12 protein-coding genes and 1 riboswitch are annotated in these 11,369 nt (G+C 46.5%); of the genes, 8 read left to right on the top strand and 4 right to left on the bottom strand.

Going from position 1 to position 11,369, the window contains the following annotated elements:
- Nucleotides 1–33: 33 nt before the first annotated feature.
- Complete coding sequence (gene resA, locus DT065_RS06715) at nucleotides 34–591, top strand: thiol-disulfide oxidoreductase ResA (RefSeq protein ID WP_114371902.1); 558 nt, start codon at nucleotides 34–36, stop codon at nucleotides 589–591.
- Nucleotides 592–639: 48 nt separating this feature from the next.
- On the top strand, nucleotides 640–1,224 hold the full coding sequence (locus DT065_RS06710; RefSeq protein WP_114371900.1) for a CPBP family intramembrane glutamic endopeptidase: 585 nt from the start codon (nucleotides 640–642) through the stop codon (nucleotides 1,222–1,224).
- 34 nt (nucleotides 1,225–1,258) lie between these two features.
- On the opposite strand, the gene DT065_RS06705 is transcribed toward DT065_RS06710, so the two are convergent.
- The 3 genes from DT065_RS06705 to DT065_RS06695 all read right to left on the bottom strand — a co-directional run bounded on the left by DT065_RS06705 (nucleotide 1,259) and on the right by DT065_RS06695 (nucleotide 4,703).
- A complete protein-coding gene (locus tag DT065_RS06705; protein WP_114371898.1) occupies nucleotides 1,259–1,990 on the bottom strand; it encodes a (S)-benzoin forming benzil reductase in 732 nt (243 codons plus the stop codon).
- Nucleotides 1,991–2,430: 440 nt separating this feature from the next.
- On the bottom strand, nucleotides 2,431–3,009 hold the full coding sequence (locus DT065_RS06700; RefSeq protein ID WP_114371897.1) for a hypothetical protein: 579 nt from the start codon (nucleotides 3,007–3,009) through the stop codon (nucleotides 2,431–2,433).
- Nucleotides 3,010–3,227: 218 nt separating this feature from the next.
- The gene (locus DT065_RS06695; protein ID WP_114371895.1) at nucleotides 3,228–4,703 is read right to left on the bottom strand and encodes a spore germination protein; all 1,476 of its coding nucleotides are present in this window, start codon (nucleotides 4,701–4,703) and stop codon (nucleotides 3,228–3,230) included.
- A 133-nt stretch (nucleotides 4,704–4,836) separates the two neighbouring features.
- A riboswitch (M-box (ykoK) riboswitch) is annotated at nucleotides 4,837–5,002 on the top strand.
- Between the two features lie 200 nt (nucleotides 5,003–5,202).
- On the opposite strand from DT065_RS06695, the gene mgtE reads away from it, so the two are divergent.
- The 3 genes from mgtE (at nucleotide 5,203) to DT065_RS06675 (ending at nucleotide 8,185) form a co-directional block, all read left to right on the top strand.
- Nucleotides 5,203–6,567 (top strand): magnesium transporter, encoded by a 1,365-nt coding sequence (gene mgtE, locus DT065_RS06690; RefSeq protein ID WP_114371893.1) that lies wholly within the window; start codon nucleotides 5,203–5,205, stop codon nucleotides 6,565–6,567.
- 664 nt (nucleotides 6,568–7,231) lie between these two features.
- Nucleotides 7,232–7,372, top strand: a complete 141-nt coding sequence (locus DT065_RS06680) for a lmo0937 family membrane protein (RefSeq protein ID WP_114371891.1) — start codon at nucleotides 7,232–7,234, stop codon at nucleotides 7,370–7,372.
- A gap of 63 nt (nucleotides 7,373–7,435) precedes the next feature.
- Entirely contained in the window at nucleotides 7,436–8,185 is a 750-nt protein-coding gene (locus DT065_RS06675) for a YwaF family protein (protein WP_114371889.1), read from the top strand.
- On the opposite strand, the gene DT065_RS06670 is transcribed toward DT065_RS06675, so the two are convergent.
- Complete coding sequence (locus tag DT065_RS06670; protein WP_114371887.1) at nucleotides 8,131–8,520, bottom strand: YhjD family protein; 390 nt, start codon at nucleotides 8,518–8,520, stop codon at nucleotides 8,131–8,133. The two genes, DT065_RS06675 and DT065_RS06670, sit on opposite strands and share 55 nt — an antisense overlap.
- Nucleotides 8,521–8,710: 190 nt before the next feature.
- Here DT065_RS06670 and DT065_RS06665 point away from each other — a divergent pair, with 190 nt between their 5' ends.
- From DT065_RS06665 to DT065_RS06655, 3 genes are all read left to right on the top strand, one after another.
- Complete coding sequence (locus DT065_RS06665; RefSeq protein WP_160112439.1) at nucleotides 8,711–9,025, top strand: IDEAL domain-containing protein; 315 nt, start codon at nucleotides 8,711–8,713, stop codon at nucleotides 9,023–9,025.
- Nucleotides 9,026–9,203: 178 nt separating this feature from the next.
- Nucleotides 9,204–10,259: an ABC transporter ATP-binding protein gene (locus DT065_RS06660; protein WP_114371883.1), complete on the top strand. Its 1,056-nt coding sequence runs from the start codon at nucleotides 9,204–9,206 to the stop codon at nucleotides 10,257–10,259.
- 43 nt (nucleotides 10,260–10,302) lie between these two features.
- On the top strand, nucleotides 10,303–11,367 hold the full coding sequence (locus tag DT065_RS06655) for an extracellular solute-binding protein (protein ID WP_114371881.1): 1,065 nt from the start codon (nucleotides 10,303–10,305) through the stop codon (nucleotides 11,365–11,367).
- Nucleotides 11,368–11,369 lie beyond the last annotated feature (2 nt).

Here is an 11,369-nt window from a genome sequence, read left to right as displayed (position 1 = left end):
ATAATAAGTAAAACTAGCGTTGAGGTGGGGATCATGGATAAGCAGGAAAGATACAAAAGAAAACGCCGTCGGCTACTGATGCGCACGGCAATATTGCTCACGCTTACCGCCGGGGTTGTTTACGTGTTTTACACGAATTTTATTCAAGCGGAACCGAGTATGGTTTCCGAAGGAGAACAGGCGCCAAACTTCGCGTTAATGGATATGGATGGCGAGAGGGTGGAGCTTGCCGATTACGAAGGCGAGGGAGTGTTTCTCAATTTCTGGGGAACGTTCTGCCCGCCCTGCGAAGACGAAATGCCTTACATGGAAGACGAGCACCAAGCATATGCGGATGAAGATGTAGAAATCTTGGCTGTTAATGTCGGTGAGTCCGAATTAACGATTGATCGCTTTGCCCAGCGTCATCAATTGACTTTTCCCATTCTAATGGATGAACATCGAAATGTGCTCGACCAATACGGCGTCGGGGAACTTCCCGCCACCTATTTGATTGACGAACACGGCGAAGTCCAACATATCCGAACCGGCGGCATGAGCGAGCAACACGTCGAGGATTTTATGGCTGAGATTAATCCGGCTGCTTCATAATAGAAGCAGTCGCTCTTTTTTGCTTCGTTAAGCCGGAGGAGGGTTTTGATGGGAATGACCAATGCCCGCTTGCTTACAGCCATTTGGCAAGGATTTGGCTTCATGGTTCTCGCCGGGCTGTTGTTAACGATCATTTTTCGCTGGGGCGAGGTGCTGCCTTTTTTAGCAGGCCTTGTTGACCCGGAATTCTTTATGCGAGATGTGCTGATCGGTCTTGGCAGCGGTGTTCTCATGGCGATTATTGTGACTGTCATCACGAAGGTAACGAAGATGGGTTTGCCGGACAATGATTTGACCCGTATTCTGAAGCAACTCATTCGGGCACGTGGCGGAATTGTGACGATCGCGTTGGGGGCAGGTGTTGCCGAAGAGTTTCTTTTTCGCGGTGTGCTAATGGGTTTAGTGATTGATGAATGGAATGCGGCTTTGGTGCTCATTTTAAATGCGCTCGTTTTCACTGCCTTACATGTGCCGCAATACAAAGGGAAAATGCTCATGCACGTCGTTGTTTTTGTCATGGGTATTTGGCTTGGGGCGTTGTTTTTGTTGAGTCAAACCTTGTGGGCGCCGATTGCCGCTCACGCGCTTTACAATGCCATTCTTGGCTGGCAAATGCGCACCGAGACCGAGTAAAAAAGGATTGCGCTTAGCGGGCGCAATCCTTTGCTTATAAATATTCTCGTATATCGAGAAGCTCTCCGTTCTTGGCTTTCGGGTCATCGAGCAATTGAAGCATCGCTTGTGCCGTATCGTTCGGGTCTACGAGCGCCCCTTGTTTTTTATAGGTCCGGAATTTGTCGACGTGTTTAAAAGCATCTTTGGATGTGCCACGAATCGTCGTTTGCATGTCGGTGTCGATAATGCCGGGGGCGACAGCAAGAAAGCGGGCAGGTTTCGTCGCCTCTTTTTGCTCGAGGGCCGCGGTTTTTGTGTACATATCAAGTCCCGCTTTTCCTGTACAATAAGCGCTCCACCCTTCCATCGGACTTCTGCCGGCGCCGGAACTGATGTTTAGCACTGTCCGGCTCGCGGAGAAATGCTCGCTTTGTTGTAAAAACGCTTGAGCGGCAATCATTGGCGCGCTGACGTTTACGGTAATACTTTTCGCAATTTCGTGAGGATCATTTTCAGCGGCCGGCCCGACGGGGGAGATAAGTCCGGCGTTGTTAACTAAAGTGAGAGCCATACATGTTTGTTGATCAATCGTAGAAAAAATCGATCGAAAAGATTGAACGAGCGCGTCGACATCGCTCACATCAACTTGGTAACTATGTTGATTTTTTGTCTCGGAAATTGGGGAACGGGCCAGGACATGCACGGTCGCTCCCCGCTCGAGAAATGCCCGTCTCATCGCATCCCCCAACCCTTTTGAAGCACCTGTGATAATGACGTGTTCCATTGTTTTATCCCTCCTCTTACAGAATGTATCAAAATACTAGCAAAAAGCGAAGGAGGAAGTGTGCGCTCTGGTTACAAAAAAATCTCTGGAGAGCCCTCGTTTGACTGACAAGACCCTAGTGCTATGTTCCAGAAAAAAATCCAGCTAAACGATGATCTACCACGGCAATTGAGGACTCAAAATGTGTTTTTTTGTCCCTAGCAGTCCTCAGACGTGGTAGTGGAGGACTCAAAATGCGAATTTTGAACCCGACCAGTCCTCAGGCGCGATAGCGGAGGACTCAAAATACAGTTTTTGAACCCGAAAAGTCTTCAAAGGATCGGGAGATGTGTGAATAGGGATTTTGGAAAGAATTTTTGATATAGACCACTAGGTCCTAATTGAGTAGTGCCCATGGAGAGTACGCTTCAGCAAAATAGATTGTTAAGGTGCTTTTCCCCTTAACCTAACGCTTTGGCGTGCGTGTAATTCTTAATTTTCCATACAAGCTTTGTGAACCAGAAGGCGATATAGGCGATCACCAAATTGATCAAAAATATATAAAATAAGTTCATGCCTTGGTTTAATTCGGTCAACCCTAAATAAGATTCGATTGACACAGACCCGAATCCAAAGAAAGCACTCAGTATGATGGCGGACAAATAAAAGTTTTTATTCTGATTGGCACAATATTGGTATAAAAGTAAGAACCCGACGGGAATGGCTGAGGCAGTCATCCCCAATCCGTATGGCAGCATAGGGATAATAAAGTAGGGGTGGACTAATAAACCTAATCTTGCCAGTACGATGGATGTGTACGACCATAATATATGAACGGTATATCCATAGAAAAAAACTTCAAATATTCTTTTGCGATCGACAGTAAAGTACAACAAAATGAGCGGCAATATTAGCATAGAAGCAACCACCCAAAATTGCCACGTTATGATATGGGAATATTGCTCCCAGTAGGAAGCGACAAGTGTATGTAGATCATCACTTTTGTTATTTATTTGCTCCCAGAGCTCCTGTCGATCCATGACATGACCCCCCCTATAGTTATTGTTTTTATGATTCGTAAAACTGTTGGTTCTATACATGGTATAAACGAAGAGCTTCGCTTCACTCGAGCCTTACTGAGGGTTAATATGACAGGTATTTCGAGCGTTAAAAAGCAGTTTTTGAGTGGTTTTTCAAAAACTGCTGAAAGTGGGCTGATAAGAAGTAGCTGCCAACCAAACCGAAACCGGCAGTTTCGCTACCTCTTTCTTGCTTGCCTTTTTTGATCCAGCGGGTGAACGAAGGAGGGGCGAAAATTTTTGTATGGTTGCGGCATACGCAACAATAAATCCGCAAGTGCTTTGGCATTGAAAGGGAGAAACGGCCACATATATGGCGTGTTTAATATTTTGGTTTTTACGAGTGCCACAAAGATCAAAAGCCCGACAATCATAAAGCCGTACAACGAAAAGAAACCGACAGCAAGCGTAAGGGCGATTCGAATAAGCACATTGGACAAACCCAGCTCGTAACTGGGGGTGGAATACCCAGCCATGGCACTGACGGCTGCATACATGACGACTTCATTTGTAAAAACACCTGCTTCAACCCCAATTTCACCGATAAGAATGGCAGCGACAAGCCCAAGGGCGGTTGCCAACGCGTCTGGGGTATGAATCGCGGCCATCCTCAAAACTTGTAAACCAAATTCGGCAATAAGAATTTGTACAAATAATGGGATGTTGTAATCATCCTCTACTCCGAGAAATCCCCATGCGTCCGGTCCGAGCGCATCGTTATCGACGATGAGGAACCAGACCGGGAGAAGGAAAATGGAGGCAAAAACCGCCAAGAATCGAACCCAGCGCAGGAAAAAACCGACGAATGGCTCCTGACGGTATTCTTCGGCGTGCTGCAGATGATGAAAGTAGGTTGTGGGTACAATCATCGCGACATTGGAACCGTCCACCAGTATTAAAACATGGCCTTCCAGAAGGTGAACGGCTGCTGTATCGGGCCGTTCCGTGTATCGTACTTGCGGAAAAGGAGCCAGATTCTTTTTAATGAGAAATTCTTCGACCGTCTTTTCGGCCATTGGCAAACCGTCAATATCAATCGCGTTGATTTTCTTTTTTAGCCGTCGCATGATTTCCGGATCGGCAACGGTATCAATGTAGCTGATGACAATATCCGTTTTCGAACGGCGACCGACACGCATCGATTCCATCACCAAAGAAGGGTCACGCACGCGACGGCGAATGAGACCGCTATTAAAAACGAGGGTCTCCACAAATCCGTCTTTGGCGCCGCGGGCCACTCGTTCCATATCGGGTTCTTGCGGTTCTCGCACGGGGTATTCCCGTACATCCATAAGCAACGCTTCGCTGCATCCTTCCACGATAAGCGCGGCTTGTCCGGAAAGGATTTGGGCGGTTATTTCGTCCAAATCATGTTCCCGTTCCAACTCTGCAAGGGGAGTCACGCGCTGTTCCAGGCGGGTGAGGGGGTCTTTGGACAGAGCATTTTCTTCCAGTTTGGACAGATTTTCCATTATTTTGGATACAACTAAATCGTTGGCGAATGCATCGACCGCGTAAAACGACATCTTCTTGCCGCCAAAATGATATTCCTGTTCAACGATGTCAAAATTTTTATCGGCACGGAGTTCTTTATTTAATACTGAAACATTATGTTCGTAATCGTCGCTAAGTTGTTTTTTTGTCCGCTTTCGCATTCTTTTCCTCCCCCTTTGACTATTTTGTCATTATTGTCTGCACATGAAGCATTTGCATACGTATAAGATGACGGGGGTGCCGGTTGACAGTGCCTTTTTCCTTCTGTATAGTCAGTAACGGTATAAAAGGAGAAGAAAGACTCGTTAGGTGAGGCTCCTGTGCGGAGAAATGCTGCTGCCCAAAAATGTCTAAAGACGCCAATGGGTAAACAGAGGTCATCGAGCTAAGGTGGCTTTTAATGTAGCTGGGCTTTAGTCCTATGCCGCACAGTGCTAAAGCTCTACGATGGGGGCAAGCGAATGAAGTTACTTGCTAAAGCGAGCCGCCTTTCGGATGAGAAGGCGGTTTTTTAATGATTGTTTGGACAATAGGAGGTGAGGGGCGTTTGGTTCCCGATTCGACCCATCATAATCAGGTACTCGTAATCGAACAGACGATTGATCAAGCGCCCCTTGTCGTCGTTTGACAGCAAGAGGCGGCTTGCAGGAGGGATAAACGATGGTTAAATTGAATGATGAAACGCGTGCTGCCTATAATCAGGATTTGTTGAAGTTGCTTGAAGAGGGGGAAGATAAGGCTTTTCGCTTGAAGTTTCTAGACCTGCACCCCGTTGATCAAATGGAAGTCGTCCAACAAATGAAGGTAGACAATCGCAATCGCTTTTACGGCATTATGTCAGCGAAGGAAATTGCGAATATATTTGAAGAACTGGATCTTGAAGAACAAAAGGACATGATCCTTGAGTGGGAAAATAAAGACATGAGCGATGTCCTTAATCATATGAACGCGGATGATGTCGCCGATTTTCTCGGGGAATTGGAAGAAAAAGAACGCGAAGAGATTTTGACCGGGATGGATACCGAAGAGGCCGAAGATGTCAAAGAGTTACTCACGTATGAGGAAGAAACGGCCGGCGCGATTATGACGAAGGAATCCATCCACCTTCATGAAACGGAAAACGTCGGCGACGTTTTAAATCGGTTGCGCAATGAAGCGCCGGATGCCGAAATGATTTATTATCTTTATGTTGTGGATGAAAATGAAAAATTAGCCGGTGTTGTCTCTCTGCGCGATCTCATGGTCGCCTCTTTGGATGAAAAGGTCGGCAATGTCATGAGTCGCCGCGTCGTTTCCGTGTACGTCAATGATGATCAGGAAGACGTGGCACGTTTAATCCAGAAATATGATTTTCTTGCGGCTCCTGTTGTTTCGACGCACAATCAATTGATAGGGATTGTGACTGTTGACGATGTCATTGATGTGCTCGAAGAAGAAGCAACCGAGGACCTTGCTGAATTTTCGACAACGCGAGGCACGACAGATGTGAATATCTCGGCGTTCACCGCGGCAAAGCGGCGGGCGCCATGGATTATTTTGCTCATGTTTTTAGGGATGATCACCGCGGGCATTATCGGCACATTTGAAGAGACACTGGAACAAGTCGTTTTGCTCTCGGCTTTTATCCCAATGTTGATGGGTTCCGCCGGAAATGTGGGCACACAATCCTTGGCGGTCGTCGTCCGCAGCTTGGCCCTTGGCAACTTTGAAAAAAAAGGGCTTTTTTGGGCGTTAATCAGAGAGTTTGGCACAGGCCTGGCCATCGGCTTCGCCTGTGCACTGACGTTAATCGTATTGATTCCGTTCCTTTACGACGGGGATCTATTTTTAGCCATCATTGTCGGATTTTCGATCTTTCTCTCTTTGGGCGTCGCGGCAGTGATCGGGTCCCTCGTTCCTTTAGTTATTAATCGGCTGAAACTCGATCCGGCCATTGCTTCGGGACCGTTTATCACAACCTTTATTGATGTCATATCGATTACGATTTATTTTTCCATGGCTAGGATGTTGTTGCAGTTTTTATAAGTCTTTTTCGGGAATCCAGCGTCTGGGCGGGTTGTATACCCGCCCCTTCACCTACGTTACTTATTCAATTATCGGGCGACGCTTTCCAAGCAAATATCAGGTATAATGATTGTGTGACTTCAAGAGGATTTACCTGCTGACTAACTGTTTAAGTATTCAGGATTACAAACGATAAAGTGAATGTGTGATATAATTTCCGTAACAGATTATCCATGTGGGTGGTGAATGGTATGGAAAGAGTTCAATCAACTAAGGAACTTATGGAGTACATCTCTCGGAAATGAATCGTGAAAATTCGGTTGGCCAGTTTTTTATGCCTGGTAAAGGAAGATTCACACTTGTTCTTCAAAAAGAAGACGAGCAATCTATAAGCGAGGATGTTAGCTGCCAATCCTGCACTTGATGAAATGATTACGGAAAGTCAGCAACAATATCAACAAGGATTAGGTTACTCCACGAAAGAACTTTTAGAATCGTTTACTTCCAGGGACTTTATGTCATGACGAATCGTAACATCATATGGCCTCCCGCAGTAAAAAAGAAACTTCTTAAATTTAGAAGCGAACATTTTACACTACCGAGGGGAATGGACAAAATAACGCTAATAATCATTGCGCTTTCTTAATATACTTGTATCATTACAGGGACAAGGGGGAGACGCAAAATGTTATGGACGATTATTGCCGTGTTGATAGTGCTTTGGCTGCTCGGGTTTATCGGCGGGACCGGCGGTGGACTTATTCACCTTTTACTCGTGATCGCGCTTGTCGTTCTGATTTTCCAAATGATTACAGGGCGGCGTTAGCACGGTTTACCTTCGCGTCTGCAAAATCCTGCAGGCGCGTTTTCATTGAGGGAGGGGAGCATCATGTGGTGGTGGGCGTATAGCCACGATGGACCGGGATTTACCATGTTTGGGACGGCGCATATTCTCGTCATCATTTGCTTGTTTATTGCTTGCTTGTTTGTCGTTCTGGGGAGAAACTGCTTGAAACAGTCAGCAAAAAGACAGAATTTTTTTCGTATTGGCTGTGTGTTTATTTTCATTGCCGGGGAAGTACTTTTGCAGGTCTGGTACATAGACGCGAGCGTTTGGGATCTGTCATTCTCGTTGCCGTTGCACTTAAGCAGCATCGCCTGGATCGTGGCGATTTTCATGTTGTTGACCCGCGGCCAGACGTGGTTTGAAATCGCGTTTTTCGTCGGCGTCGGCAGTGCATTTCTAACGCTTTTAACCCCCGATGTCGGCAACTACGGATTTCCTCATTTTCGTTTTTTTCATTTTTTTATTACCCATGCACTCGTGATCGTCGCCGTTGTCTATATGCTGGCGGTGGAAAGGATGCAGCTTCGTTGTTTCCGGTCGGTTTTCCGCGTGTGGCTGTATTTAAACGGTTACGCAGCGCTCATGTTCATTTTGAATCTGTGGGTGGACGGCAATTACATGTATTTAATGGAAAAACCGCCGGGCCCTTCGCCGTTTGACTGGTTCGGTCCTTGGCCTTATTACATTGTCGTATTGCAAGTCGTGGCGCTTCTTGTCTTTATCGGGATGTATGGCCTCTACTGGTGGCTCTCTCGTAAATGCCCTTCTTCTGTAAACAAACGGTCCCCTTGAAGATAACGGGTCATACACCGGCCCGTTTGTCTTTTTAAATGGGCATTTACATAGCGGTTCTGCCCTTCGTAACGATTGCATACATAACCATAAGTGGAAAATGTTTCATCGGCATCGACCAGGTAGACGCGGATGTTACGTTGTTTTTGTATGCGCTTGAGTAGTCGGAGGTCATGTTGTAGCGAAGTGAGCGCCGTTTGAACGATGGCCATGTAGGGAGCTTTGATGTGCATGTGTTGTTGCAGGTGCCCTTGGTCATTTTCGAATGTTTTTTTCACCAGCGGCAAAATCACGGCGTAATGGATGAAGGTGAGGTTGGTTTTGTGTGCGAACATATCGTCACCTCTTCGGAAAGTGTAACGTCAGTATAACGAATGAATGTTCGTACCTTCAAGAGGAAGTTTTTGAAAAATCTTTCAGGTAGAGGTTTAAACTTGCAGCTGCGCGGGTATTGAATGAGCAATAAGTGAAATGTATTGTCCACGGTCGAATCATACCTGTATGAGGAAATCAGGGGGGATAACAATGGCGGCGTCAACATATGAAAAAGAATTGTTCGAAAAGTTGAAAATGATTCGAAAAGGGTATCGGGCGCCCAGACAAGTGGTGCAATCGCTCTATGCCCGTATGATGTTGGAATATTCCGTTTATGTATTTACAAAAAACCGCTATAAACGGTTAATCGATGAAGCGCTGGATGTGAAAGATGAGGAACATTTCCTCGTGTTAAGCAACGAATATAGAGAGTGGCGTGCCCGTTACCAATCCGGTTGTACGATTTCCGAACATGGTTATGAGATGGAATGTAACTTCGAAGAAAAGAACGATATCGACAGCTGAGGCTGTCGATTTTTTTTGCCTGAATTTAAGGAGGGGGACACTGAAGTATTCGTTGACGAAGATGGGCCCCCGTGCTACAATTCATTTGTAATGAAAATCATTCTCATCTATATGATAATAATTCTAAATAATAAATAATAGAAGATCTTTTACTTACTCATCATTTGGGGGGCGTTTCGTGTCTTTTGTTCAATTGGAGGAGCTGACCAAATCGTTTGATCATAATCTAGCCTCTGCTGTCAACAACGTAAACCTTCATCTCGAAAAAGGAGAAATTTTAAGCCTGCTTGGACCCAGTGGTTGCGGGAAAACGACGACCCTCCGTATGATTGCCGGTTTTGAGCAGCCGACGACTGGAAAGATCACCATTGGCGGGCAGACGATGTATGCTGCTAACGTTTCCGTCCCGCCGGAACAGCGCGGAATCGGAATGGTTTTTCAAGACTATGCCCTTTTTCCTCACTTAAACATAGAAAAGAATGTGATGTTTGGACTAAACAAATGGAAAATGCGCGAACGCAAAAAGCGCACGCAAGAGGTATTGGAACTTGTCGGACTGGAAGATTGCGCCAAGCGCTTCCCGAATGAACTATCCGGGGGACAACAACAGCGTATCGCTTTGGCACGCGCGCTCGCGCCCAGACCGCATGTGGTGCTGATGGACGAACCGTTCAGCAATCTGGATGCAAGTTTAAAAGAGAAAATGCGTCATGATGTAACGATGATTTTGCGCAAGGCTAACACTACCGGCGTGATTGTGACCCATGACCAGAAAGATGCCTTCGCTGTATCCGACCGTGTCGTCGTCATGAAAGACGGCGTGATTCAGCAAATTGCCGAGCCCAGGGAAATGTACAAGTGCCCGAGCAATTGTTTCGTCGCGCAATTTGTTGGAAAAACAAACCTCCTTGATGGAACCATGTGCGCGGATTTGAAGCATGTACACACACACATCGGGAAAGTTTGCCTGCCGGAACGAGAAGAGACAATGATTGATAATGTGAAAGTGTCCATTCGCCCGGAGGGGTGTCTTTTGGTTGACGAAGGGCGCTATTCCGGTAAGGTGGAGCACGTTACCTATAGTGGAGAGTATCAAGAGCTGGTTGTGCGTTTGCAAGAATCGGATAGCGATGGAGAGACAATGATGATCTATGCCCCGATGGAACAAGATGTCTTGATCGGATCTGTTGTCTCGTTTGATATTAAACCGGAGCTTGTAGCGCTTGTAGATTAGCCAATCATTTTAGGAAAAAAGCAAGACAGGGGGAGCACCATAGATGAAGTTGTATAGATGGATCCCGGCGGCGTTTTTATCGGTAGCGATCGTTGGAGCCGGTTGCAGCCAGGAGGAAGAAGCGGGAAGCGGTGAAGAAGCGCAGGTTGAAGATGGGGAGAGCGGAGAGTTGGTCGTTTATTCTGCTCGAAATGAAACATTTGTTGATGAATACCTCGAGAAGTACGAAGAAGACACCGGGATCGAGGTTCATGCCTTGCATGCGGATGACACAGCCGTAAACCGAATCCAGGAAGAAGCGAATAATGTACAGGCCGATATCTTTATTTCCAATGATGTGGGAGCCATGGAGCATTTACGTTTGGACGGCCTCTTAGATGGATATGAAGCCGATAATCTCGAGAGCATCGATGAAGATTATCGAGCGGAAGATGATTCCTGGGTTGCTTTGTCTGCCCGCACGCGCGTTTTAATGTATAACGAGGACTTGGTGAACGAAGAGAATGTTCCCGATTCCATTGAAGAATTGGCCTCCCCGGAATATGCGGATCAATTTGCCATTACCCGTGGAGCCAATGGGAGTATGATCGGTCATGTCTCCGCGCTCCGTCAGGAATGGGGAGACGAACAAACCGTAGAATGGTTAAGAGACGTGAGCGATAATGCCGGGATCATCACAGATGGCCACGGGGAGATTCGTCAAGCTGTGGGCACAGGGGAAGTAGAATTTGGCCTTGTCAATAACTATTATTACCACCAACAGTTGCAAGAGCCGGAAAACAATAACGTCAGCGTTGTGTATCCGGACCAGGGGGAAGATGAAATGGGCGCCGTTCTAAACGCCGCCGGAGTCGGGTTGGTTGCTGATGGTCCTAATCGCGAAAATGCGGAGACGTTTATGGATTGGGCGTTGGAAGAAGAAAATCAACAAATGTTCTCTAATGAATCCTTGGAAGTGCCGATTAACCCCGACGTAGAGGCTGTCGAGGATGCGGCGGCAATCGATGAGTACGAAACGCATGATATGCCGCTTCATGAATTGGGAGAAGTTTGGGATGATACCCTAGAGGTCATTGAAGCATCCGGTATGGATTTGGAAGTGCGTTAAAC

The organism is Salicibibacter kimchii, assembly GCF_003336365.1.
In the GTDB taxonomy this organism is placed as follows: Bacteria; Bacillota; Bacilli; order Bacillales; family Marinococcaceae; genus Salicibibacter; species Salicibibacter kimchii.
This window is presented reverse-complemented; position numbering and strand designations above follow the sequence as displayed.